The 23,030-nt window shown below is 57.1% G+C and carries 22 protein-coding genes; 6 read left to right on the top strand and 16 right to left on the bottom strand.

Annotation, left to right across the window (positions count from 1 at the left end):
* Positions 1 to 7: 7 nt before the first annotated feature.
* The 7 genes from H573_RS0111255 to H573_RS17910 all read right to left on the bottom strand — a co-directional run bounded on the left by H573_RS0111255 (position 8) and on the right by H573_RS17910 (position 8,002).
* The gene (locus tag H573_RS0111255) at positions 8 to 1,696 is read right to left on the bottom strand and encodes a BatD family protein (RefSeq protein WP_161624257.1); all 1,689 of its coding nucleotides are present in this window, start codon (positions 1,694 to 1,696) and stop codon (positions 8 to 10) included.
* Positions 1,683 to 3,617: a VWA domain-containing protein gene (locus tag H573_RS0111260; RefSeq protein WP_036256618.1), complete on the bottom strand. Its 1,935-nt coding sequence runs from the start codon at positions 3,615 to 3,617 to the stop codon at positions 1,683 to 1,685. Before H573_RS0111260 ends, H573_RS0111255 begins: the two co-directional genes overlap by 14 nt.
* Complete coding sequence (locus H573_RS0111265) at positions 3,614 to 4,618, bottom strand: VWA domain-containing protein (protein ID WP_027874370.1); 1,005 nt, start codon at positions 4,616 to 4,618, stop codon at positions 3,614 to 3,616. Before H573_RS0111265 ends, H573_RS0111260 begins: the two co-directional genes overlap by 4 nt.
* Complete coding sequence (locus tag H573_RS19065; protein WP_051171224.1) at positions 4,612 to 5,094, bottom strand: DUF4381 domain-containing protein; 483 nt, start codon at positions 5,092 to 5,094, stop codon at positions 4,612 to 4,614. The genes H573_RS0111265 and H573_RS19065 overlap by 7 nt, the downstream gene beginning before the upstream one ends.
* Positions 5,091 to 6,008 (bottom strand): DUF58 domain-containing protein, encoded by a 918-nt coding sequence (locus H573_RS0111275; RefSeq protein ID WP_027874371.1) that lies wholly within the window; start codon positions 6,006 to 6,008, stop codon positions 5,091 to 5,093. Before H573_RS0111275 ends, H573_RS19065 begins: the two co-directional genes overlap by 4 nt.
* Before the next feature lie 36 nt (positions 6,009 to 6,044).
* Complete coding sequence (locus tag H573_RS0111280) at positions 6,045 to 7,001, bottom strand: AAA family ATPase (protein ID WP_027874372.1); 957 nt, start codon at positions 6,999 to 7,001, stop codon at positions 6,045 to 6,047.
* A gap of 119 nt (positions 7,002 to 7,120) precedes the next feature.
* On the bottom strand, positions 7,121 to 8,002 hold the full coding sequence (locus tag H573_RS17910; protein ID WP_051171225.1) for a putative RNA methyltransferase: 882 nt from the start codon (positions 8,000 to 8,002) through the stop codon (positions 7,121 to 7,123).
* Between the two features lie 91 nt (positions 8,003 to 8,093).
* Here H573_RS17910 and H573_RS17915 point away from each other — a divergent pair, with 91 nt between their 5' ends.
* Positions 8,094 to 9,017: a glycosyltransferase family A protein gene (locus tag H573_RS17915; protein WP_036256621.1), complete on the top strand. Its 924-nt coding sequence runs from the start codon at positions 8,094 to 8,096 to the stop codon at positions 9,015 to 9,017.
* Between the two features lie 8 nt (positions 9,018 to 9,025).
* Here the strand turns inward: H573_RS17915 and H573_RS0111295 are convergent, their stop codons facing one another.
* The 7 genes from H573_RS0111295 to H573_RS0111325 are packed head-to-tail and all read right to left on the bottom strand — an operon-like array spanning position 9,026 to position 15,327.
* Positions 9,026 to 10,495, bottom strand: coding sequence for an AAA family ATPase (locus tag H573_RS0111295; protein ID WP_027874373.1), 1,470 nt, complete (start codon positions 10,493 to 10,495; stop codon positions 9,026 to 9,028).
* 27 nt (positions 10,496 to 10,522) lie between these two features.
* Positions 10,523 to 11,959, bottom strand: coding sequence for a wax ester/triacylglycerol synthase family O-acyltransferase (locus tag H573_RS17920; protein ID WP_036256624.1), 1,437 nt, complete (start codon positions 11,957 to 11,959; stop codon positions 10,523 to 10,525).
* A gap of 53 nt (positions 11,960 to 12,012) precedes the next feature.
* Positions 12,013 to 13,800 (bottom strand): ABCB family ABC transporter ATP-binding protein/permease, encoded by a 1,788-nt coding sequence (locus H573_RS0111305; RefSeq protein WP_027874374.1) that lies wholly within the window; start codon positions 13,798 to 13,800, stop codon positions 12,013 to 12,015.
* A gap of 2 nt (positions 13,801 to 13,802) precedes the next feature.
* Positions 13,803 to 14,135 (bottom strand): DUF3301 domain-containing protein, encoded by a 333-nt coding sequence (locus H573_RS0111310; protein WP_051171226.1) that lies wholly within the window; start codon positions 14,133 to 14,135, stop codon positions 13,803 to 13,805.
* Positions 14,135 to 14,434, bottom strand: a complete 300-nt coding sequence (locus tag H573_RS0111315; RefSeq protein ID WP_027874376.1) for a hypothetical protein — start codon at positions 14,432 to 14,434, stop codon at positions 14,135 to 14,137. Before H573_RS0111315 ends, H573_RS0111310 begins: the two co-directional genes overlap by 1 nt.
* Positions 14,431 to 14,811, bottom strand: a complete 381-nt coding sequence (locus H573_RS0111320) for a PH domain-containing protein (RefSeq protein ID WP_027874377.1) — start codon at positions 14,809 to 14,811, stop codon at positions 14,431 to 14,433. Before H573_RS0111320 ends, H573_RS0111315 begins: the two co-directional genes overlap by 4 nt.
* 60 nt (positions 14,812 to 14,871) lie before the next feature.
* Positions 14,872 to 15,327, bottom strand: coding sequence for an acyl-CoA thioesterase (locus H573_RS0111325; RefSeq protein WP_027874378.1), 456 nt, complete (start codon positions 15,325 to 15,327; stop codon positions 14,872 to 14,874).
* Positions 15,328 to 15,647: 320 nt separating this feature from the next.
* Between H573_RS0111325 and H573_RS0111330 the strand changes: the two genes are divergently transcribed.
* Together H573_RS0111330 and H573_RS0111335 are read left to right on the top strand one after the other, a co-directional pair.
* Positions 15,648 to 16,988, top strand: a complete 1,341-nt coding sequence (locus H573_RS0111330; protein ID WP_027874379.1) for a hypothetical protein — start codon at positions 15,648 to 15,650, stop codon at positions 16,986 to 16,988.
* A gap of 199 nt (positions 16,989 to 17,187) precedes the next feature.
* Positions 17,188 to 18,630 carry a hypothetical protein gene (locus H573_RS0111335; protein ID WP_027874380.1) on the top strand — a complete coding sequence of 481 codons (1,443 nt, stop codon included), beginning with the start codon at positions 17,188 to 17,190 and terminating at the stop codon, positions 18,628 to 18,630.
* 44 nt (positions 18,631 to 18,674) lie between these two features.
* Here the strand turns inward: H573_RS0111335 and H573_RS0111340 are convergent, their stop codons facing one another.
* Positions 18,675 to 19,616, bottom strand: coding sequence for a histone deacetylase family protein (locus H573_RS0111340; RefSeq protein WP_234701869.1), 942 nt, complete (start codon positions 19,614 to 19,616; stop codon positions 18,675 to 18,677).
* A 213-nt stretch (positions 19,617 to 19,829) separates the two neighbouring features.
* Between H573_RS0111340 and H573_RS0111345 the strand changes: the two genes are divergently transcribed.
* From H573_RS0111345 to H573_RS0111355, 3 genes are all read left to right on the top strand, one after another.
* Positions 19,830 to 20,780: a M23 family metallopeptidase gene (locus tag H573_RS0111345; RefSeq protein ID WP_027874382.1), complete on the top strand. Its 951-nt coding sequence runs from the start codon at positions 19,830 to 19,832 to the stop codon at positions 20,778 to 20,780.
* Positions 20,684 to 21,106 carry a bactofilin family protein gene (locus tag H573_RS19335; protein WP_084498035.1) on the top strand — a complete coding sequence of 141 codons (423 nt, stop codon included), beginning with the start codon at positions 20,684 to 20,686 and terminating at the stop codon, positions 21,104 to 21,106. The genes H573_RS0111345 and H573_RS19335 overlap by 97 nt, the downstream gene beginning before the upstream one ends.
* A gap of 67 nt (positions 21,107 to 21,173) precedes the next feature.
* On the top strand, positions 21,174 to 21,734 hold the full coding sequence (locus H573_RS0111355) for a PhnA domain-containing protein (RefSeq protein WP_027874383.1): 561 nt from the start codon (positions 21,174 to 21,176) through the stop codon (positions 21,732 to 21,734).
* 53 nt (positions 21,735 to 21,787) lie between these two features.
* On the opposite strand, the gene H573_RS17930 is transcribed toward H573_RS0111355, so the two are convergent.
* On the bottom strand, positions 21,788 to 22,819 hold the full coding sequence (locus H573_RS17930) for a DUF4382 domain-containing protein (RefSeq protein ID WP_051171229.1): 1,032 nt from the start codon (positions 22,817 to 22,819) through the stop codon (positions 21,788 to 21,790).
* Positions 22,820 to 23,030: the final 211 nt, after the last annotated feature.

The raw sequence follows: 23,030 nt of genomic DNA on the forward strand, positions 1-23,030 counted from the left end.
GTGGTGCTCATAGGCTTTTGTACAGTGGCGCTAGAGCCGGTTTGGCGGGACTCTCGGCCTGCTGCTTTCTATAGGTCGCTGCGGTTTGTAGCAACGCGGCGTAATCCACGCAGGGCTCGGCGGCGCGATAAAGTTCGGCGTTGATATTGTCAACGTGAGTGGCAAAGGCGGGTTCGTGAGCGGCGAGCTCCGCCAAATTGCGATAGCCGTCTTGCTGGTGAGAGGCCCAGTCTTGCAGCGCCGCTCTCGCGGCGCTGGCATCGCGCTGTTTGCAGGCCTTTTTCAGCCTTTGGTAAGCCGCCTTCTCTTGTTGATCATTCTTCTGCTCAGCATCCCGCTGGGGAGTCCCGGCAGTATCATTTCGACGGCGGAGCAGCGCCCACAGGCATAGAAGGTTGGTGCAAATTAATAGGGCAATAATTATCCGGTAGGGCGTCAGTGCAGTCTCTGCAGTGGTGTTTGTCGCGTTGCTGAGCGGGGCTGCTGAGGGTTCAGGCTGTAACGTGGCGGCCTCAGCAGCCTCATCGCCGGGCGCGCCCGGTGCGGGGCTTACAATTAACTCACGTGCGGGTAATACCGCCAGCTCGGCGCGGTTAGTGCGGGTGTTCCACCAGGCAAGTTTTATTTCCGGGAGGGTGTAGCGCCCGGCTTCGTTGGCGATAATCGCCGTGGATTCGCTGCGCAGGCCAACCAGTATTTGTTCATCTTTGTTATTTTGCAGAATCGGCTGGTCAGGGTAGAGCTTGGCCCCTGCCAGGTCGTAGCGAGGCAGTGCAGGTAGCTGCGCTGCCATCAGCCCCTCGGCGCGAATATCCACGCGACGGGTAATCGACTCGCCCACCTGCAGTTGTTCGGGGTCGCTGCTCCACTCTTCAAATATCTCTACGTTGCCCGCGGGCAGCCACAGTGCGCCGTCGAAGTCTATCGGGGGGGATTGAATATCAATTTCCATGGGCGGACTGCGACGTATCAGCAGACGGCCTGGGTCTAGCAGTGAAGGACGGTAGCTTTCCACACGCGCTTGCAGCGTCAAGGCAGGTATCTCCAATGTGCCGCTGCGCTGGGGGAAAACGGCGTAGCGGCGCTCAATAACCTGAAAGCTGCGGCCATCAATGCGTTGGCGGTAACGGCTCTCCCCGAGTGACTCGACCAGGGCATTGTCGACGTCCAGGGGATCCAGGGTGGCGTCGAGAAAATTCACCGAGCTGTATAGCTTGACGCTGTATTCAAGTATTTGCTGAACATAGCCGCGACGCGGCGTGATATCCGCTTCCAGCCATACTTGGCGATTGTCGGTGTTCTGGCGCCGCGTGCTGTTCGGCGGCGTAACATGGATGCTTATAGCCTTGGTTTGCTTATTGCCCATGGTGATGGCGGGTATGGTCAGGTCGCCTTCGCGCTTGGGGGCAAGCGTGTAGTCCCACTGGCGGCTGCTGCTAATGTTTCCGTTGACGATATTGGTGCGGCTGCTCTGCTGCCGGTTCAGAATATGGAAGTCATTGCTCAGCTCGCTTACATCGGGCTCGCCGCTGAATAAAATGCTGTCGGCTGACAACGTGAGGTTGAGGGTTTCCTCCAAGGCGACTTGATTGCGGTCAACCGTGGCACGCACTGTGGTCTCAGCCTGCGCGAGACCGCTACAGCAAAGCGCAAAAACGCTCAGCCACAAGGTCATTAGATACTTAATACGGGGCATAGTTTTCGGCCTCCGGCAGCTCGCCTTGGCGGCGGCGCTGATCATATTGGTATTGGAATTTGTTGCGAAGCAGCGTATCTGAGCTATCAGGAATATTTCTCAGCCACTGTTCTTGTGCTTGTTCTTCCTCTGACAGCGGCGCCTGAACGGCACCACCAGCAGACGCTGCTTCGGCATTTTCTGGGGGCGTAGTGCCGTCGCTTTGCCGGGCGACGGCGTCGTTTCGCGCGTCGTCATTCTCACCGCGCTGTTGCGCGTGCTGCTCGGCGAGAGCCTTCTGGTTCGCCGTGTTTTCTGAAGCAGGTGCGGCGCCGGAATCGTCGGTGCCTGGATCCTCTGGTGGGGGGGCTTGCTGTTTCCCAGCTGACGGTTGCTGGTTTTGGTCTTTGCTGTTTTTGCCCGCGTTGGCGGCATTGTTGTCAGCCGCCGCGTTGTTACTTTGCTGGTCGCCGCCCTGACTTTCCTGGTTCGGCGCAGCGGAGTCGTTTTGTCCTTGGTTTTCAGAGTCCTGATTTTCAGAACCCTGGCTTTCAGGGGCCTGGTTTTCAGGTCCTTGGCCGCCAGCTTGTTGCCGTTGCTCTGTTAATTGTTCTACTAATGCCTTGTTGGCTTTGGCATCGGCCATGTCGGGCTGGCGCTGTAACGCTTGATCATAGGCCTTCAAGGCCTCGTCCAGTTTTCCCGCCTTGGCCAGCGCGTTGCCGCGGTTATAGTGAGCGTCAGCGGAGTCTCGCTCTGCGAATGCCGCCGCCGCCTCGGCATAGTTGCCGGCGCGATAGTGGGCGCTACCGCGCCACATTGGGTCGCGGAATAGTTCGGCGGCTTCTGCGGGCGCCTCCTGAAAGCGCTGCATTGCTTGTTGATCGGCGGTTTTCCACGGGTGCTGCCAGTCCAGCGCATAGCCGTGCTCGGGCAGGGTAAGTATCGCGAGGAATATAAACGGCAGGGCGCCGCGCCGGAAGGCCAGCAGGGCAAAGGGCAGTAGGAGCACGGCTAACCACTGGCCGCCGTCTTGCCACTGCTCGAAGGTTTGCTGCTGCGTACTTTCTTCAAATTGTTGGCTGCCCGCTGCCAGTTTGCGCAGGGCGGAGTCGCTGCGGGGTGCGCTCAAGTTAATGTACTGCCCCCCGGCTTTGCGGGCCAAGGCCTGCATCAAAGCTTCTGGCATACTGGCGACAATAGTGTTGCCTTGTGAGTCCTTTAAAAATCCCCCTTCCGGCAGGGGGATAGGCGCGCCCTGTTCACTGCCCACACTGATAATCGAAACCGGGTAAGAGGATTGCTCGACAAAGCCCTCCAGTCCCTTTAGCTGCTGCGCAGAAAAGCCATCGCCGATAAGAAGAATGTGGCCGCTGGGGCTACCCGCATTGTCGAGTAGCTGCTGCGCCTGGACGAGTCCGCTAAGGGGATTGCTGCCTTGCACAGGCATCATAGCTGGGTGGAGGGAGGGCAGCAGCGTATTGAGGGTGTTGCCATCATCGGTGAGCGGCGCGACCACAAAGGCGTCGCCCGCACTGGCCACCAAGCCTGTTTGGCCGTCGGCGCGCAGTGCCAACAGGTCGCGTATGGCATATTTTGCCCGCTGCAGTCGCGATGGTTGTAGGTCTTCGGCAAGCATGGACGGTGACAGGTCCAGCACAATCGCCAAACCACCCCGGTCTTCCAGTACGGGACTGGGCAGGCGTTGCCAGCTCGGCCCCATCAGCGCTAGCCAGCACAACAACCCCGCCAAGAACACTGGCCACAGGCGCTGAGAATAACGGCCTTGCGGCTGCTCAAGGAGGTGGGGCAATAAGCTCGGGTCGATAAATTGCTGCCACTGCTGCGCCGAGCGCTGCTGGCGAAGGTGCAGCCACAAGCACAGTAGTATTGGCAGTGCGCTCCACACCCACTCGGGACGCAACCAGTGTAGCGTTATCATTGCGATCTCCTTTGCGCCAGGGCAATCGACAGCGCTGTTATTAGCGCAGCGGTCAATGGCCAGTGGAGGAGGGAGCGTCGCGGCCGAATTTGTTGCTGTTCCTGCTCAATTGGCTCTAGTGCGGCAATGGCATTGTAGGCCGCTTGCAGTTCTTCTGTGTTGCGCGCGCGGTAATATTCGCCTCCGGTTTGGTGGGCGATCTCCCGCAGTGTTTTTTCATCAAGGTCGGCAGAGGGGTTAATTTTTCGCGCCCCCAGCCGACTGCCAAAAAGCCCTGGCACTTCCATTTCCGTTGCCCCAACACCAATGGTGTAAATGCGGATATTCTCCCGCTGGGCTACGGCGGCCGCCTCTAAAGGCGGTAGAGTGCTGGCGGTGTCGGCACCGTCAGTTAATAAAATTACCACGCGGCTGTTTTCCGGACGTTTGCGCAGTCGTTTGATGGCAAAGCCAATGGCATCGCCGATGGCGGTTTGTTTGCCAGCGAAACCAACCTGGGCCTCGTCCATTAACTGGCCGAGAGTCGCCAAGTCGAAAGAGAGCGGAGATTGAATGTAGGCGCGCGAGCCGAACAAGATGAGTCCGAGCTTGTCGCCTTGGCGCTGGCGGACAAATTCGTTGACGACCGCTTTCACGACGGTAATGCGAGGCAGGGTGCTGCCCTGAACTTTCATGTCTTGTTGAGCCATCGACCCTGAGATGTCGACCGCCAGCATTAGATCCCTGCCGGTGCTGGGAAGCGCCTGAGGCTTGCCTACCCACTGTGGGCCACTGGCGGCAGCAAGCAGGCTGAGCCAGAGCAGCCAATGTGCAATGGCAAGGGGGCTTTTGGTGTTTTTTATGCTTAGGCTTTCTCGGTCGCGAAGCTGCATTAACTGGTGGTAAAACGGCACTCGCAGTGCGCCCCGCGCGGCCTGCTCGCTTGCGGACTTGCTTAGTGCTCTAACGATGAGTGGCAGGGGCAGCAGCAACAACAGCCATGGCCACTGTAAGCTCAGCATCCCTTTGATCTCCTGTGCGTGCGCAGCCATGTGCTTACTGACCGATGCAGCCCGTCGCGATCAGTCAACTGGGCCGTTGCCTGATAAGCGGCGGTCTCCAGTTCGGCAAACTGCTGGGTAGTAAATACAGGGTGCTTGCAGTAACTATTTAACAGCTCGCACCAGGCGTCGCCTCGCGCAGTGGCGGCGCGTTGACCATCGAGCTGTAAGGCGACCCGGCGCAGCAATTGATTGGCGCTTGCGGCGTAGAGGCTATCATCGTTTTGCTGCGCGAGCTTTTCGAGTTCGGCCAGCGCGGCGCGGCGATAGGCGTTACGGTTGTAGCGGCGACGCCAATACAGTGCACTGGCGAGGGCGAGCAATAATGCCAGTCCGAGCAGGGCAAACCAGCCCCAGGCCCAGGGAAAATCAGCTGGCGGTGGCGGTAGGTGAATGTCGGCGAGCTGGACCAATGGGTCTGTGGGCCTTGGCGTCATGTTAGCCGGATCTCCCTGCTGAGGATTTCCAGTAGGTCGTCATCGGTACTCAGTGGTAATAGAACAATGCCTAGCTGACGCAGTTGTTGTTGAAGCGTTTGCTGGGCTTGTGCAATGTGGTCGCGGTAGTGCTGTTGTAGCTGTTGGTCGATATTAATGACCGAACGCTGCCGTCCATCGCTGAGGGGCAGCGCGCCTTGCAGTGGCAAGCGCAGTTCGAGCGGGTCATTGATACCCAGCGCGACGATGTCGTTGTGACGTGACAGCAGCAGCAATTGCTTGTGGGCCTCGTCATCGTAGTCGTGAAAATCGCTCAAGATAAACACTGACGAGCCCGGCCTGGTGATACGCCGAAGCTCCTCCAGCGCTGAGGACAGGGCTTGTTGTTTATCCTCTGCGGGTGCTTGGAGTAGTCGCTCGCTGTACTCGCAGGCGCTGTTTAACAAATGCAGTACTGCTCGGCTGCTGCGCTTAGGCCGGAACTCGTTGTGGCGATCGTCGGAAAAAATCAGGCCGCCGACTCGATCATTGCTGTCCAGGCCATTCCATGCCAGCAGCGCTGCGGCGTGGCAGGCCATGACCGACTTAAAGCAGTGGCGGCTGCCAAAGGCCATCGGCCGACGCTGGTCCAGGCAAATAACAATCGGCCGCTCTCGCTCTTCCTCAAACACGCGGGTGTGCGGCTTGTTGGTGCGCGCGGTTACCCGCCAGTCGATGTGGCGAATCTCGTCGCCGCCTTGGTAAGCGCGCAGTTGTTGGAAGCTTAAACCGCGACCTTTGAAGGGCGCCGGGTGATTGCCGGTTTGTCGGGCGACGTGGCGCCGTTGTTGGCGCAGGCGAAGTTGCCGTGCGGTCAGTCTGGCGGCTATCAGCGCAGCGCGGTTAACACTCGCACCGCGAACTACGTAGTTCATCGATTCTGTTGAAGACGTCGCTTTGGCCATAGCGGTTTAGGCAACGGGTACGCAATGAATCAGTCGGTCTATCAATTGGTCGCGGGCAACGCCCTCTGCCTCGGCGGCAAAGCTGATAATTAAACGGTGGCGGAGCACGTCGTGGGCAACAGCTTGGACATCGTCCGGGCTAACGTAGTCGCGGCCGGCCAGCCAGGCATGGGCACGGGAGCAGCGGTCCAGGGCGATGGTGGCTCGCGGGCTGGCGCCGACATCGAGCCACTGGTCGAGTTGTTGATCCCACTGGCCAGCATTGCGCGTCGCGACGACCAGTTGCACGATGTACTGCTCCACGGCATCGGCCATATGAATATCCAAAGCCTGCTGTCTTGCCGAAAATATCGCCTGCTGACTAATTTGCGGGGCGGCGCTTTGCTCGCCCTGGGCCTCGTTGCGTACGCTGCGCAGTATGGCCAGCTCGGCTTCTGCGCTGGGGTAGTCGACATTGACATGCATCAGGAAGCGGTCGAGCTGGGCCTCTGGCAGTGGGTAGGTGCCCTCTTGCTCAAGCGGGTTTTGGGTTGCCATTACCAAGAACAAGGAGTCCAGGGCGTAGCTGTGGCTGCCGACGCTGACCTGCCTTTCCGCCATGGCTTCCAGCAGTGCGGATTGCACTTTAGCCGGGGCCCGGTTGATCTCGTCGGCCAGCAACAGATTGTGGAATATGGGGCCGCGCTGGAACTCAAACACGCCGGTTTCGGGGCGATAGATTTCGCTACCGGTGACATCGCCAGGTAGCAGGTCCGGGGTGAACTGAATGCGCTGGAAGCTGCCCTCTATTGCATCGGAGAGGGTTTTGATCGCCTTGGTTTTCGCCAAGCCGGGGGCGCCTTCAACCAGCAGGTGGCCGTCTGCCAACAAGGCGATAAGCAGGCGCTGGGTGAGTTGCTGCTGGCCGATAATCTGGCTGTTCAACCAGTCGTAGAGCTGGCTGATTTGTTGGTGTTCGGTCATTAAAGGTCTACCTGTGACAATATTCTTATGTGCCCGATGGTGGGGGCATTTGTGCCATTTTCAAGCGCTGCTGGGCCGTGGTCTAGCAATGCGCCGCGATCAATAGACCGCGGGCGGCCCTATTCATTCCCCGGGTCTTCCCCAAAAGCGCCATGGCAGCGCAATAACCGCAGCTCTACATCCAGGGTTAGTGACATCGGTGCACTGCTTAACAGCGCTTGCCGAGCCTCGTGGGTGGCGCGGTAGTTGTGGGGTGTCATGCTTAGCAGCTCTTCAAGCTCGCTGCGTGACAATGCGCGGGTTTGTTGGTGGACGCGCACTCGCCTGTGTAAGGGGCCGATAAGTTGTTCTGCCTTATCCAGGCTCGGTGGCTCGCTGCGCCGCAATTCGGCGTACAGCTTTTCCCGAAATTCCAGTAAGTGGTCGGGGCCGCTGTCCACCTGTAAGTAGTAGCCGCCGTCGCGCAGTAGCCGTGAAAATTCGCTGTACACCGGAAAACCGAAGGCGCAGAGGACAATGTTCTGGCTGGCGGTGGGCAGCGGCACGCTGCGATTGCTGGCAACAATGCCGTTTAGTGAGCGGTTGCGCTGCAGGCAGCAACGCAGCGCCCACTTTGAAATATCCAAGCCCGTTGCCGTGACGTTGCCGCCTCGGTCGGCCAGCGCCTGTGCGAGATTGTTGAGGTAGTAGCCATCGCCGCAGCCGGCGTCCAAGACGCTGCATGACGCTGCCTCGCCGAATTCGTCGAGCAATAGCTGCGTGATGGCATCGGCAATGGGCTGGTATATACCGCGATCCAAAAATTGCTTGCGCGCATTGACCATGGCTTTGCTGTCGCCGGGGTCCTTGGATTTTTTGTGCTGTACCGGCAGCAAGTTGATGTAACCTTGGCGAGCAATATCAAAGCTGTGACCGCGCGGGCAGCGCCACTGTTGGTCGCTGCGCTGCATGGCCTCGCCATCAATGGGGCAGCAGAGGTGTTGTAGAGCAAGTAAGGGCATAGTTGTTCACGGTTTGATACAGTGCGCAGCATACAGTGACACAGCTGGGCGACGCCATCGCTCTGACAGAGATTACGGGAATCATTACACAATGTTGAAAAAACTCCGCCAGGAAAAGCGCCAAAAACGCGCATTGGCCGAGGCGATTGACCGCCGGGTTGAGGCCTTAACCCAGCGCTTTGAGGCCGATGCCTTGCATCGCACAGAACGTGGTGTGGCGGAAAATACGCCGCGCCCCATCGTTGTTTCGCTAACCAGTTTCAGCAAGCGCATTCACGATGTTTACTTAACGATTGAGAGTCTGCTTCAGCAGTCCCACAAGCCGGATCGAATCGTGCTGTGGTTATCTGCCGAGGAGTTCAGCGATGCCGACATTCCGGCAATTCTAAAGCGTCAATGCGCGCGCGGGCTGGACATCGAGTTTGTTGAAAAAGACCTTGGCCCCTATACCAAGTTCTTCTACGCCCTGCAGAAATACCCCGAGGCGTTACTACTCACGGTTGACGACGATATTCTTTACCCGCAGGACATGGTCGACCAACTCTATCGCGCTCACTTACAAGCGCCCAATGAAATTCACTGCACGCGCGGCCACCGCATTCGTTTAGATGAAAAGGGCGAACTGTTGCCCTATAAGCAATGGTGGCGGCGCAATGATGACCGCGACAGCTCGCTAATGATTTTCCCCACTGGCGTGGGTGGTGTGCTGTATTTCCCCGGTTGTTTTGACGACAGTATTGACGACGTTGAGGCCTTTTCCCGCTTGGCTCCCAATGCCGACGACGTATGGTTGAAAGCCATGAGCCTGAAGGCGGGTACCGTGTGCACCATGTTAGAAGGCCGTGGGGTATGGATGCAGCGTTTTCCAGTGATCGCAGGCAGTCAGGAGGTGTCGTTAAAGCGGCGCAACAAGAGCAAACGCACCGGCAATGATGAGCAGATCAAAGCCGTGTTTGAGGCCTATGGCTTGCTACCTGTGCTGCGTGAGGTCGCGGCGCGCGAGCCCGGTTTGTAGCTTGGGGGCTAATCCGCGGGTACCGCGCGCTCCTTGCACCATTGGCGAAGGGCTTCAATACGCTCACTCATTGTAATGGATAGCGGCACAGTGTTGCCCAGTTCACCGACGATGTGGGCTGTGCTTAGCGCTTCATCGCGGGCGTTTGCGGTGTAGCCAGCGGCGACAATAGCCTGCTCAATCTCGGCGCCGGTAAACCCTGCGCTTTCCTCAGCGAGTACCTCCAAGGAAAAATTGTCGGCTGAGTAGCCGCGCTTTTCCAGGTGAACGGTGAAGATGTCTTCGCGTATTGCCGGTTTGGGCAAGTCGACGAAGAATATTTCATCCAGGCGTCCTTTGCGGATCAATTCGGGCGGCAGGTGTTGGATGGCGTTGGCGGTGGCCACAACAAAAACAGCTTGCCGACGCTCTGCCATCCACGTTAACAGGGTGCCCAACACCCGTTTGGCGGTGCCGCCATCATTGCTATCGGCTACAATGCCTTTTTCAATTTCATCTATCCACAGCACACAGGGTGACATGGTTTCGGCTAGCGCAAGCGCCTCGCGGACATTGCGCTCAGACTCGCCAAAATACTTGTTAAACAGTGCCCCCATATCCATGCGCAGCAAGGGCAGGCCCCACATACCGGCGACGGCCTTGGCGGCCAGACTTTTGCCACCACCCTGAACACCCACCAACATAATGCCCTTGGGTGCATCCGCTTGGGTTTGTAGAAATGCGGCTTCGCGCTTTTGAAGCCAGTCGCGCAGCTGCAGCAGGCCGCCGACATGGGCAAAACTCTCCGTGTCGTATTCAAAGCTCAGAACACCGTCCATATCTAGCAATTGAAACTTGGCTTTGTTGACGGCCTGAATATCTGACTCGGTGATGGCGCCGTCCTGGTAAATGGCGCCACGTGCCAGTTTTCGCGCGTCTTGCAGTGGTAGCCCCCTAAGATTGCTGACCAGCTTGTCCAATGCGCGGCGATCGGTGCGGACCTTACGTCCTTTGTCTTTAGCAAATTGCTGGGCTTCGCGATGAATCGCGGCGAGCAGTTTGTGGTCTTCGGGCATCGATAGCGTGAAGCGCGCCGTCATGCGCTTGAATTCCGCAGGAATCTGCAATGCATGGCTGATAAAAATAAGGCACTGCTTTGCCGCCTCAGCTTGCATGGCAATGTCTTTTATCAAGCGCACATTCAGTGGCTCATTGACCAAATACGGATGGAAGTCACACAGGGCGTATAGCCCCGGTGAATTGGCGGCGCGAATATGTTTGAGCGCAGCTTCCGGTGACGTTGTTTGCGGCAGCGATGGTGAGTCCACTAGGTCGGCACGCCGCAAGCCGTCGCTTGCAGACCAGGCATAGAGCGGTTTCGCGAGTTGTACGCCGAGTTTGCTCAGCAGGGTCAGTGCTCGGCGCTCCTCCCAGGTTTCGATAACAATAATCGGAATGCGCGACTCGATGATGAGCCGCAGGTCGTGGCTATTGTTCATAGTGCTGTAATGCGTGCTCGCGGTAACTTATGCCGGCTCGGCGGTACTGGCTAATGCGCTTTCGCGCAGCTCGTCGTAAGCGCGCTGAATGCACTGCCCGTAGAAGTCGGGGTCGGGCATCATATCGCGACAGGCGGTAAACGACAGGGCGATGATACCGCGCTTGTTTTGCACGCTGGAATAGACAATGTGGAACAGGCCGACGTTGGGCAACAGCGGTCCAAAGTTCATGCCATTCACTAAGCGGGCACCGCAAAAATACAGTTGCTCGCGCGGGCCGGGAACGTTGGTTATCACTGTGTTAAAGATTACCGCTGCCTCGGACAGGCCCGTGCTTGAGGCGGCGCGTAGCGCGAGCTGCAGAACGCCGCCATGCAATACATCGGTGACATCCACGGCGACACGGGGCCCCAGCGCGTTGGCATAGGCTTTGGACTCCAGCGAGGCTTGCTGAATGTGGGTCAGTCGTTCCATGGGGTCGGCGATAGTGCTGCACAGTGACACGGTCATAAAGCCGACCATGTTTCCGCCGCTGTTTTGCTCGGCGGCGCTGCGCACATCAATGGGGCAGCCGCCAACCAGGGTTTTTTCCGGCAATTCCCCCTTGGCACTGAGGTAGTGACGCAGCGCGCCCGACACGATGCACAGCATCACATCATTAATCGTGGCGCCCTCGCAGCGCTGTTTGATGCTGCGTAGCTCGGCGAAGTCAAAATTGACAGAGTCGACCACGCGGTGAGGGGACAGTTTCCCCTGAAAGCGCGTGCGCTGCTTGTCGTCGAGGCTTCGGAAGTCATTCTCTTTCCTGCCGCGACGTATACGCTGCCAAGCGGGCACCAAATTGCCCACCAATTTGGCGGTCTTAAGCGGTTTGCGCAGATTATTTGCCGCGGCCTTCTTAAGTATGTCGCCGCGAGAAAGCATGGATTCATGTTCAGCGTCGGGCACGGGGATATCTTCAACGGTTGGGCTGAGGTCATGCAGCAAGGGCAACAGACGCGCCCCCGTGGCGCCATCCATAGCAGCGTGATGAACTTTTAGCAGCACTGCGAAGCAGTTCTCCGGGAGTCCGGGGACGTTGTCCAGGCCCTCGATGACGTACATTTCCCAGAGCGGTTTTTCCATATCAAGCGGACGCGAGTGGATACGGGCAGCGAGAATACACAGCTGCCGCCAGTCACCTGGCTTGGGTAGCGCCATGTGGTGGATATGGCGTTCGACATCGGGGTCTTCGACTTCCTCCCACCAAGGCTGGTCCAAGCCCCAGGGCACGCGCTGCAGTTGACGGGTGAAGATCGGTGACAGCGGCGCCCGGGCGCTAATTAACTCAATAATCTGCTTAAAGCGAACCAAGCCGCCATCGGCGCTGGATTGATCGTAGATGCCGAGGCTACTGATATGCTGCGGTATGCCCGCTGCCTCGGTATGGATGAACATGGCATCTTGGCCGGAAAGCTGGTGCATAGTGCTACCCCTTGCTGAATTTTATTGTTGTGTATCGAGCCTTTTCTCGGCCCTTAGTCGCCTTGCCGTTGGCGTTGTTGTAGTGCCCATAGTTGAGCATAGTGGCCCTCGGCTGCAAGCAATTGTTGATGATTACCCTGCTCGACAATACGGCCCTCGTGCAGCACTACAATGGTGTCGGCATCGACAATGGTCGACAGCCGGTGTGCAATCACAAGCATACTGTGTTGTCTGGCGATGTCTCGCATAGCGGCTAGGATGGCTTGTTCGGATTTGCTGTCCAGTGATGACGTGGCTTCATCAAAGACAATAATCGGCGCGCCCTTGAGTAGTGCCCGGGCAATGGCCACACGCTGTTTCTCGCCGCCCGATAATTTTAGGCCACGCTCGCCCACCAGGGTGTCGGCGCCAGCGGGTAGGCTTTGAATAAAGTCTTCCAGGTGGGCAAGGCGAATGGCTTCGTCGATGTCTTCGTCGCAGGCATCGACCCGACCGTAGCGAATATTGTCGCGGATGCTCTGATTGAATAGCACGGTATCCTGGGGGACGATGCCGAGAACGCTGCGCAGCGACTGTTGGCTGATAGTGGCGATGTTCTGGCCATCGATTAAAATTTGCCCGCTGTCGACATCGTAAAAACGAAATAGCAGCTTCAGTAAGGTGGATTTGCCCGCGCCGCTGCTGCCGACGATGGCGACTTTTTTGCGGGGCGGCAGGCGGAAACTGATATCGCGGAGAATCTGCCGATCGCGGTCGTAAGCAAAGCAAACCTGGCTGAATTCGAGCTCCGCATCACGAATGGATAGTGCGGGTGCGTCGGCCGTATCGGTAACGCTGGCACGTTGGCGCAGCAGGGCGAACATCGCTTCAATATTCGCCATTGAGCCTTTCATTTCGCGGTAGACAAAACCCAGAAAATTCAGCGGCATGAAGATTTGCATCATAAAGGCGTTAATCAACACAAAATCGCCGATGGTCATGCTGCCGGACAGGGTGTGTTTGGCGGCCAGCAGCATTGCCGATGTCATCGCGGTTGCAATGATAAAGGCCTGTCCGGCGTTCAGGGCAAACAGGCTGAGACGATTTTGTCGTCTCGCGCGCTCCCACTGCGCCAGCTCGTTGTCGTAGCACTGGGCTTCGTAGTCTTCATTGCCAAAGTATTTCACGGTTTCGAAGTTGAGCAGGCTATCGACAGCGCGACTGCTGCTGCGCGATTCGGCAACATTGGCGCGGCGGATAAAGCCGGTGCGCCACTCCGTTGCAACCACGGAAAACCCGACATAACTCACCACGGCGAGGAATACGATCAGGGCGTAATACACGCTGTACTGCCAGCCCAGTAGTACCAATACCATGCCGATCTCAATAAATGTCGGCACGATGTTAAACACCATAAAGCGCAGTAAAAAACTGATGCCATTGGTGCCGCGTTCGATATCGCGAGACAGGCCGCCAGTGCGGCGGTTTAGGTGAAAATCCAGATCCAGTTGGTGCAGGTGCTTGAATACCGACAGACCAATGCGCCGCATCGCACGCTCAGTAACGCGACCAAACAGGGTGTCGCGCAGCTCACCGAATAATACGTTGGCAAAGCGCAGGCCGCCGTAGGCCAAGAGCAGGCCTATGGGCGCGAGTGTCAGTGCGTTCAGCCCGCTGGTGTCTAGGTAGTCGACAATATGTTTTAAGGCAAAGGGCAGGCCGACACTGGCCAGCTTTGCCGCGATGAGGCACAGCAGTGCCAGGCCTATGCGCGGCATATGGGGGCGGAGGTAGGGCACTAGCTCTAGCAGGGTGCGGGCGCTTACCCGTTGGTCTTCAGAATAGGGTGTGTGCCCGTGCATAGCTAGTGGAGTCTCTCGTCAGGAAGCCGGTGTGCCTGGAGCTCAATATTTTCGATGTGCTTGCCCAGAGTAATGATACGGCCCTGATAGCGCTCGTCACCTTGAGCACTGAATTCGAAATGATAGCGTCGCCACACTTGGATCCGCCCTCTGCGGTTGCGCTTCCACCACAGTGCGCGGAGCGCAATATTTTCATCGAGTAACTGCAGGTGTTGTGCGACCAAGTGTCGCTTCACCGCGATCAGGCAGCGCTCTCGTATGCCAACCGATGCCCAGAGGTGGTAGAGCACGATGCAGAGAATAATAAGGGCGATCAGGTCGCTGAGTTGCAACACTAAAATATCCAGGCAATGAATAACCAAAATATCAGGAAGAAGCTCACAAAGCCGCCGAGAATGAATTGCAGCTCACCGAGCAGGCCATCCCCTGCCGCAAAAGCGAACACGACTAAGGTGGCCACCGTGACAAAAAAAGCGATGACGGCGGCATTGCGCAAGTCGAGGCCTGGGGTGAAGTGCTGGTCAATGAAGCCAGCAACTAATGGCAGCATCATGGCTGTCGCAGCGCCCAGCAGGAGCAGCAATCCAAGTAGTAGGCCGCCAATTTTTAAGACTTGCTGGCGGTCTGCGCTCATTGTTCGTCAACTTGGCCGGCTTTTACCAGCTCCCTGAATACCTCAGGGCGGGGCATACCGCTAGCCTGTACCTCGGCCTTGTCACCCGCCGTAAAGATGCTCAGGGTACCAACGCCGAACAAACGGTTCATTAGAGACTGACTGATTTTAACGGTGCGAATACTCGACATGTTGAGCTCGGTGCGGTCTTTGTTCAGCAGGCCCTGCTCAAGCACGATCTCGTTGCCATTGATTTCAAGGCGAGTGGCTTTGCACTTAAGGTACCAATACAGCAGGATCAAAATGCCAATCCCAACGGGCACCAACAGCAGCGCGAGAATGAAGCCGAATGGCTTGTTACGAAACATAGCGGGGTGTTCTGCGTATTGTTGGCTCACTTGTGTCTCTCTTTATTGTGTGGGGTTGCTACATTCTACACGCTATCTGGAGGCTGTGAATTACGTTTCTGTGGTGATAACCGCTGGCCCGTAGCGCTCGTTAAATACTGGCGGCATGCGACGCGGCTTGCCGTTGCTCAACCGAATGCATACCAGCTGCCAGCGGGCCCGAAGAAGGGTAACGCCGTCGCGAGAGCGTCTTAATTGAAAGCGTCGCTCCATCGTCAGGCACTGGTCGTTAGCCGTTAACCACGTGGCCATTTCGCACTCTTCATCTAAAAAAGCTGCGGCGATATAGTCATACGCCGCATGCCGAATAACCATTGCGGCATCGAGCTGGTGGTAGTCGTCCAGGTTTAGCCCAAGCTCCACGGAATGTTGCCAGCCAACTCGCTGGCACCAGCTCACGTACACACCGTTGTTCACATGGCCGAGGCCATCAATATCATCGCGGCCAACACTCAGCCTTTGGGTGAACGGGGTGGGCAGATCCCAGACGGTGTTTCTAATGGTCATAGCCCTTCCCTTTGCCAAAAGGGTATTATGGCGGCTGCCGCGAAGAAGGGAAGCGTGTGAGCTGTGGGTTTGTGTCACAGTGAGCGGAGTGGCAGCTGAGTTAACTCGTTTTTTTGTGATGCAGGTCTCAAAAAGTACGGGGTTTTCCGCGTCTACTTCGGTTTTCCCTTACTTCGCCTATTTCCCACTACTGATTCAATGTACGCACATGCCCCATCAGTGGATGAGGCGCTTCGGCGTTGGCATGGCGGTGTGAATGCGCAACTCTCCCCCTATTGTTGGCAGGCACCTCGATACCTGTTTTTACGGAGTTACAGAACATGTTCAAACTTAATAAATTTAATCGCGCTGGCCTGCTCGGCCTAAGCGCAGCGGTACTTCTTACCGCTTGCGGTGGCGGCGGTGGTGGATCGAGCTCAGGTGGCTCGAGCGAGCAAGCGACCTACCAAGGTGTAGAAGGCCCATTAGACATGGTTCAAGAGCCGCTGTCTGAGCAAGTGCTGGGGCAAATTGCCTCCGCTGCTGAGGGTACCCCTTTGGAGGGGGCTGTGCAGTGCGTGGATCAAGTCGTTGTTCAAGACACGGTTGACGTGCTCGATAGTATTTTGGGAGCAGTTAACCCAGACTCTATTAACGATCCGCAGCAAGCGTTTACAGATGCTGCGACCAATATTCAGCTGGCTGTGAACGAGCTGTTAGCTGACCTTCCTGCATTACTGACTTCCCTGGCAGGACAGGGCGACTGTACCGGCCCGAGTGGCGCACCGATGGGCAGCAACCCGCTGGCAGGCACTCCCTTAGCTGCGCTGGGTGACGCGCTGGCTCCGCTGCTAACTGCAGCAGGCGGCAGCGGTTTTGGCAATGGTGAAAACCTGGATTTGACGGCGCTGCAGGCGCTTACAGACCAACTGTCTTCAGCGTTTAACGAAGGCTTGGCCAACCTGCCCGCAGAAGTGGCCGGCGCGCCAGTTCTTGGCGGTCTGCTGACCACTCTGCAAACGACCTTTAACGATTTGGATACGACTATCGGAGCCCTCGACGATGCCTCCGGCGACGAGACGGCTGGTGCTATCGCGACGACTCTGGATAACTTGCTCAGCAACTTGCTGACCCAGGTTGTTCCCGTTGAGTTCATCGAAGAGCAAGCTGGTCAACCGGGTGCGGTTAGTAGCCAAATTAAAGATGGTATCGGTCAGGTAACGGCGCAGTTGGACAACGGTCTTGGCGCGGTGCTGGATCCTGCTTTCGGTGCGCTGTTCGGCGGTGCTTTGGATCCGCTGTTTAGTGGTTTGAACATGCTGCTGACACCGATTGGTGAGGCGATTACTGGCGGTCTGGCTTCAGGCGGTGGTTCAGGTGCTGGCCCAACTGGCACACCTCTAGATGCCTTGCTGGCACCCCTGGAAGGTGTATTTGCTGCCCTGACTGGTGGCGGTAGTGGCGAAGGCCTGACTGGCACACCTCTTGACCTGTTGCTCGACCCGCTGGCTTCAGCGTTGGGCGGTGGTGGTTCTTGCCCCGTGGCAGAAACGCCTCTGAACCCGCTCTGCACCGTGGTTGACGGGCTGTTATCCGGCCTTAGTGGTGGCGGTAACCCGCTGGATTTGTTGACAGATTTGCTCGACACCATTCTGGGCCCCTTGTTGGGCGGCCTGGGCTAGGCGCTTCGCGTCAATGATGAAAAGGCGGCCAACAGGTCGCCTTTTTTTTGCCCGCGACTATGAATAACTCGGTTTTTCCGTACATCGAAAACAGTGCCGTATTGGTTGAATACAGTGTGGCGTCGGGAAGGGAAAACAATGATCGGCGCCGGGTGCAGAGCCTTTCTGTACCTAATGGCGACTTAAGGGAGTAAAGCCTATGTTGAAATTATCCTCATTCAATCGCGCCTTTGTGTTCGCATTCAGTGTCAGTCTGGCACTCAGTGCCTGCGGAGGCTCGAGCAGCAGTAGCAGTAATAACCCCGGTAGTATTCAAGATGGTGGTAATGGCGCCGGTGACGGCGGTTCGGGTGATGGCGGCAATGATGGTGGGCCTGATGGCGGCGGCTCGGGTTCCGACAACGGCGGCTCGAATGATGGCGGAGATGAAGCGGCCCGTTATCAGGGAGTAGAAGGACCGCTGGACGTGATTCAGCAGCCCCTATCTGAGCAGGTGTTTGGTGGCTTGGCATCGGCAGCTGAAGGCACACCGTTAGAAGCCAGCATCAGTTGCCTGGATCAAGTCGTCGCGCAAGATACCGTCGATATCCTCGACGCGGTGCTCGCGGCAGTAAACCCCGAGTCGGCGGCGGATCCGCAGCAAGCCTTTGCGGCAGCGGCGGAGAATGTGCAGCTGGCGAGCAACGAGCTACTGGCTGATTTGCCGGGGTTGTTAATGTCGCTTGCAGGGCAGGGTGATTGCGACGGTAGCGCCAGCCCGGGCGGTGACAACCCACTTGCCGGAACACCTCTGGCGCCCTTGGGTGAAGCCCTTGCACCCCTGCTGAATGCCGGTGGCGGCGGCAGTGGTGATGGCGATCTCGACCTGACTGCACTGACCGTACTCACCGGCCAGTTAAGCGATGCATTCGAAGAAGGTTTGAGCAATTTGCCGGCCGAGGTGATGTCGGCGCCTGTCTTGGGTGGCGCGCTGACAACCCTGAGTGTGACCTTCGCCGACCTTGATAATACCGTGGTGGCCCTGGACAGTGGCAACGGCGTATTGACGGCATTTCGCGTGTCGCAGACCGTTGAGCACCTGCTAAAAAATGTACTGACCGGCATTGTTCCGGTCACGTTTATCGAAGAGCAGGCCGGGCAGCAAGGGGTTGTGTCCGATCAGATTAATAGCGGTGTTGAGGCGCTAAGTTCACAGCTTCTCGGTGGTTTGGCGGTTGTGCTGGCACCCACCTTTGATCAGTTGTTTGGCGGTGCCGCGGCGCAGCTATTCGATGGTGTGAATACTATTTTGACCCCATTGGGTGACGTGCTGAGCGACAGTGTGAATGACGGCGGTTCTGGCGCTGGTCCCACGGGTACGCCCCTCGATGCTCTGCTTGCTCCACTCGAGTCGCTGGCGGCGGCGTTGCAGGGCGGCGGTAGTGACGGTGGGCTGACTGGCACGCCCCTGGACTTGCTGCTGGACCCCATTGCGTCGGCGTTAAGTGGTGGTGGCGCCTGCCCGCTTGAGGGGACGCCGCTGGCTGTACTCTGTTCAGCAGTGGATCAGCTTCAGTCGGCAGTCTCTCAGCAGCCGGGGGCAGACCCGCTGGCGCTGCTGACGGATACCCTGCAAGGCCTACTGGGTGGTTTGATCCCGTAAGCTTTTCAGCGACCTTCTGCAGGGCGGCTTGTTAGCCGCCCTTTTTATTGCTCTTGCAAAAAGCGGCGGTGGGCTTCTTCAACAACGATGGCGTGTCGTCTGGCCAGCGCCTGGCGGTCGTCGTCGTAACCACCGCCAATCACTGTTGCCACCGGGATGCCCGCCGAGCGGCAGCGCTCGATGACCATGCGATCGCGCTGGCGAATGCCGTTTTCACTGACCTTTAGCAGGCCCAATGGGTCGCCGGCATAGATATCTACTCCAGCATCGTAAAGCACCAACTCCGGGCGGGCGATGGCCAATGCCGTTTCCAGAGTGTCGGTGACAGTGCTCAGGTATTGATCATCTTCACAGTTGCTGGCCACCTCGACGTCCAGGTCGCTGCGGGCTTTGCGAGCGGGAAAATTTTTTGCGCCGTGCACGGAGCAGGTAAAGGCGGCGGGCTCGTCAGCGAGAATGGTTGCCGTGCCGTCGCCCTGATGAACATCGCAATCAAAGATCAACAGCCGCTTCACCCGGCCTTGGGCGAGCAGGGCTTTAGCGGCGACAGCCAAGTCGTTGAATACGCAAAAGCCAGAGCCGAAGTCGCGATGGGCATGGTGAGTGCCTCCAGCGAGGTGGCAGGCGATGCCGTGGCGCAGGGCCAGCTGCGCAGTCAATAAGCTGCCATTCGGCGAGATCCAACTGCGCGTAACCAAGCCTTCACTCCAGGGGAGCCCCAGGCGCCGCGCGGCCTGTTTGTCCAGGGTATTTTTGGTGAAACGGGTGATGTACTCCCCGCAGTGAGCGAGTTGCAACAGCTCAGGCCGGGCTTTTCCCGGACGATAGACGTTGCTTGGAGAGAGTATATGTTGATTGGCCAAATACTGATTTAGCAGGCCAAACTTTTCCATCGGAAAGCGGTGCTTTTGATCAAAGGAATAGCTGTAGACAGGGTTGGTGACCAATGGCAGTTGCTTCATAGGGAAGGGTAATCGTTCTGTCATTATTGGCACATATCGTGCGTTGCTGGTGAGCGAAGGCGCACCGCAACGGCCTTGGATCTGTCGGGCGGTGGTCGCGAAGATTGTCCCGATGGTCAGTCTTTGTGTAGTATTGCCTCATTTTTCGGATCTTGCTCGCGGTTTTTGAGCAGGTGGACACGCTGGGGCGCCCCGACTAATTGCGCCCTAAATCGGTGCAGCGATGACAGGTTGGCTATGCGGGATCACTACCAAATAACCGTTACGAGTTTTGAGCGAACGCGGCATTATCGCGTACCACAAATTATTAGGCATTTTGCCACGGGCTTTGTTGCTGTGCTTGGGCTGTTATTTGCCGGCGGTGTTCTGTCTATCTACGTACTCAGCAATAAGCTCGATGCAATGGACCAGGAGCTTTCTCGGCTTCATGTTCAGCAGTCCGAAATTCGCGCAGAGAATACCGCCTTACTGCAAGAGCAGCAACGACTGCAAAATTCCGTTGAGGAAAAAGTGGCAGCCCTGTCGATGATGGGCGAAGAATTAGGCAGCATTGAGGCGATGATGGGGCTGTCTCCCAATCCGGATGCGGAGATTGAATTTCGCTTAGACACTGCAAGCCAAACAGCGCAGGAAAAGCGCTATATGCTCACCGCCATCCCCAGTGGCTACCCTCTGGAGGAAGCCAAAGTCACGAGCTTCTACGGTATGCGAAAGCACCCCGTATTAGGGAAAATGAAGTTGCATGGCGGGGCAGATTTGCGCGCCCGCGTTGGTACCCCAGTGTATGCCACGGCCAATGGTGTCGTGGAGTGGTCAGGGTACAATGATGGCGGTTTCGGAAAGATGGTGAAATTGAGCCATAACTTTGGCTTTACCACGGTATACGGGCATTTAAGTAAGTCGACAGTGGCCGTTGGCGACTATGTAAAGCAGGGAGAGCTAATTGGTTACAGCGGGAATACAGGCTTGTCCAGCGCTCCCCATTTGCACTACGAAGTTCGCCACTTGCATCGGCGTCTCGCTCCGAGAAGTTTTATGGAGTGGTCGCTGGAAAATTATGACGGGCTTTTCACGCGCGAGGAGAGGATAAAGTGGGACTCATTAGCAAAAACAGTAAGAGATCAGATAGCCCTACCCGAGCGACGATTATCGCTGCGGGGACCCATTTCGTCGGGGACTTCGAGTTAACAGACAGCTTTCACCTAGATGGCTCGGTAGACGGCAATATCACCTCGCAGGCTGATGTAACCATTGGTGTGAGCGGGCATTTTAAGGGCGATATAAAAGCCAAGCGCGTGCTGGTGAGTGGCAGGCTCGATGGCAAGGTCGATGCTGACTACATTGAAATTGTGGCGTCAGGGCAGGTGAATGGCGATATCCGGGTGCGCGAGCTGGCCATTGAGTCGGGAGGCCAGTTTATCGGCGCCAGCCATGTTAAAAAACACGACACGCCGGTGCTGACACCCGTCGACGGCAGTGCTGACGCAGACAGTAGCGACCGCGCCGCTGGCTGATTGTCGTCGCCTTCACCGCAGCTGTTGCAGATCGTTTATAATGCGCGGCTTTTGCTTGGAGGCAATCATGGCAATCGATCAGGCGTTAATGCAGCGCAGCCAGGGACAGTGCGAGCTGTGCGGCAGTAGTGATGGGCTCAGCGCGTATGAGCTCAGCGGTTCAGAGCAGCCGGCGTCGGTGGTGGTTTGTGGTGAATGCCATGCGCAGATTACCGGTGAAGATGCCCTGCAAGCGGCGCGCTGGCACTGCCTGAATCAAAGTATATGGAGCACTGAGCCCGCTGTGCAGGTGCTCTCCTACGGGATGTTACATCGCCTGAGTAGTGAGCCCTGGGCGCAAGACCTGCTGGATATGGTGTTTCTTGATGAGCCCCTTCAGAAATGGGCCGACGCAGGGCTAGCCGATAGCGACCAAGTGGCAACCGTCGACGCCAACGGTGCGGTACTTCAGGCCGGAGATAGCGTTACCCTGATTAAAGACCTTAACGTCAAAGGCACCAGCTTTACTGCCAAGCGCGGCACTGCCGTTCGCAATATCTCCCTTAGCGACAACCCCGAGCATATTGAAGGGCGTGTAAATGGCACGCGCATTGTGATCATTAGTAAGTTTGTTAAGAAGTCGAGCTGAGTCTCTCCCCGTGCTCCGGGTTAGAAGCCAAGAGCACGGGGTTGGTTCCTATCCTAAGCAGGGTTAGATTCCGCTTCCTGAGCGGGCTGCTCTTCAACGACGACTTCGGGCTCCACGGTGAAGCTGACCGTGCTTTCTTCGCCGGCAGTGACCGTGGTCGATTGCACTTCCGTGAAGTTGATATCGTCATCAGTACTTGGCTCGTCATTTGCGGGTTCGCAGGTATAGGCGACACTGTAGGGTGCTTCGCGTGCCTCAACAAAACCGATGGTGAAAGTGAATTCGCCGCTTTCGTTCTGTCCCACTTCGGCACTGGCAATAGGTCGTGCGCCGGTTGCCAATTCGCTATCGAAGTAGTCCTCCGGCATAGCCTCACCCGTGGTCAGGTCTTCGTCGTAAAGGTAGACCGCGCCATTGCCCTCGTTTAGCAAGCATTCGGGGTGATTGACTACGGTCGAGCTGACGGAGCCACTGATACTGCCCACTTCGAGGTTATTTACTAAGCGCATGGCTGGCTTGAGTAAGTAGTAGTCTTGGTTGGCTGGTTTGGTCAGGCCCTTGCGTAGAACAAAGTCGATAGTGAAATCTGACTTGCTTCCCGCGGCGACCGTGAAACCTGACACAAGGCGCAGAAACTGTGGGTTGCCGTTGCTATTGCCATTTTGTTGGCCTGGAATATACAGGTCGGTTTCATTGCCGCCCTCTGGGGTGACCGTTGAGTTGGGGAAGCCGCCATCAACAAAAATACGCAGCTGGTTGTAGTCGCCGGGAGGAATGCTCGCATCTGAGAGAATAGGTGTTGAAGCGTTACCGGTCAGGTCGAGCAGGTTTTCAATGGTGACGGGCTCATCGAAGGTGATGGAGACGTCATTTTCGGTGCCAGACGCGGCCTTAAGGTCAATGCGTGTGAAAGTGACTTTTACTGCCTCGACATCGTCGACCGGGGCATCGGTCACGGAAAATGTGGTGGTGCTTGAGCCGCCAGAACTGCTAGAACCTCCACCGCAAGCGCTCAACATAATGGCGCTGGTGATGGCAATGGCTAGGGGTTTGTAAAAGGGCGCTTTATCGTCTTGTCTCTTCATCGTGCTCTCCAGCGTTGCGTGGGTATTATTGTCGCCTCCTTGCTATTAATCGCGGAGTTGGTTTGCCGCGTCATACCGGTTTAGTAATACCGTAGTTCAAAAAGTTCACCTTTTCTGTCACTTCGGTGAAGTGTGTGGACTCTGACTCAAAAATTTACCCTTCTATTATATTTATGGCGCCATTTTTCTAATGAATTTTTGATATCGCTAT

This window comes from Neomelitea salexigens DSM 19753 (assembly GCF_000422345.1).
Lineage (GTDB): Bacteria > Pseudomonadota > Gammaproteobacteria > Pseudomonadales > Spongiibacteraceae > Spongiibacter > Spongiibacter marinus_A.

What these genes read in the sequence shown, in the direction of transcription:
- H573_RS19065 (WP_051171224.1), bottom strand. Translation starts at nt 5,094, where the DNA reads ATGACGCCAAGGCCCACAGACCCATTGGTCCAGCTCGCCGACATTCAC.
- H573_RS0111345 (WP_027874382.1), top strand. Translation starts at nt 19,830, where the DNA reads ATGCGGGATCACTACCAAATAACCGTTACGAGTTTTGAGCGAACGCGG.
- H573_RS0111335 (WP_027874380.1), top strand. Translation starts at nt 17,188, where the DNA reads ATGTTGAAATTATCCTCATTCAATCGCGCCTTTGTGTTCGCATTCAGT.
- H573_RS17930 (WP_051171229.1), bottom strand. Translation starts at nt 22,819, where the DNA reads ATGAAGAGACAAGACGATAAAGCGCCCTTTTACAAACCCCTAGCCATT.
- H573_RS0111330 (WP_027874379.1), top strand. Translation starts at nt 15,648, where the DNA reads ATGTTCAAACTTAATAAATTTAATCGCGCTGGCCTGCTCGGCCTAAGC.
- H573_RS0111295 (WP_027874373.1), bottom strand. Translation starts at nt 10,495, where the DNA reads ATGAACAATAGCCACGACCTGCGGCTCATCATCGAGTCGCGCATTCCG.
- H573_RS17910 (WP_051171225.1), bottom strand. Translation starts at nt 8,002, where the DNA reads ATGCCCTTACTTGCTCTACAACACCTCTGCTGCCCCATTGATGGCGAG.
- H573_RS0111340 (WP_234701869.1), bottom strand. Translation starts at nt 19,616, where the DNA reads ATGACAGAACGATTACCCTTCCCTATGAAGCAACTGCCATTGGTCACC.
- H573_RS0111355 (WP_027874383.1), top strand. Translation starts at nt 21,174, where the DNA reads ATGGCAATCGATCAGGCGTTAATGCAGCGCAGCCAGGGACAGTGCGAG.
- H573_RS0111275 (WP_027874371.1), bottom strand. Translation starts at nt 6,008, where the DNA reads ATGAACTACGTAGTTCGCGGTGCGAGTGTTAACCGCGCTGCGCTGATA.
- H573_RS0111280 (WP_027874372.1), bottom strand. Translation starts at nt 7,001, where the DNA reads ATGACCGAACACCAACAAATCAGCCAGCTCTACGACTGGTTGAACAGC.
- H573_RS0111325 (WP_027874378.1), bottom strand. Translation starts at nt 15,327, where the DNA reads ATGACCATTAGAAACACCGTCTGGGATCTGCCCACCCCGTTCACCCAA.
- H573_RS0111260 (WP_036256618.1), bottom strand. Translation starts at nt 3,617, where the DNA reads ATGATAACGCTACACTGGTTGCGTCCCGAGTGGGTGTGGAGCGCACTG.
- H573_RS0111265 (WP_027874370.1), bottom strand. Translation starts at nt 4,618, where the DNA reads ATGCTGAGCTTACAGTGGCCATGGCTGTTGTTGCTGCTGCCCCTGCCA.
- H573_RS0111315 (WP_027874376.1), bottom strand. Translation starts at nt 14,434, where the DNA reads ATGAGCGCAGACCGCCAGCAAGTCTTAAAAATTGGCGGCCTACTACTT.
- H573_RS17915 (WP_036256621.1), top strand. Translation starts at nt 8,094, where the DNA reads ATGTTGAAAAAACTCCGCCAGGAAAAGCGCCAAAAACGCGCATTGGCC.
- H573_RS0111255 (WP_161624257.1), bottom strand. Translation starts at nt 1,696, where the DNA reads ATGCCCCGTATTAAGTATCTAATGACCTTGTGGCTGAGCGTTTTTGCG.
- H573_RS17920 (WP_036256624.1), bottom strand. Translation starts at nt 11,959, where the DNA reads ATGCACCAGCTTTCCGGCCAAGATGCCATGTTCATCCATACCGAGGCA.
- H573_RS0111305 (WP_027874374.1), bottom strand. Translation starts at nt 13,800, where the DNA reads ATGCACGGGCACACACCCTATTCTGAAGACCAACGGGTAAGCGCCCGC.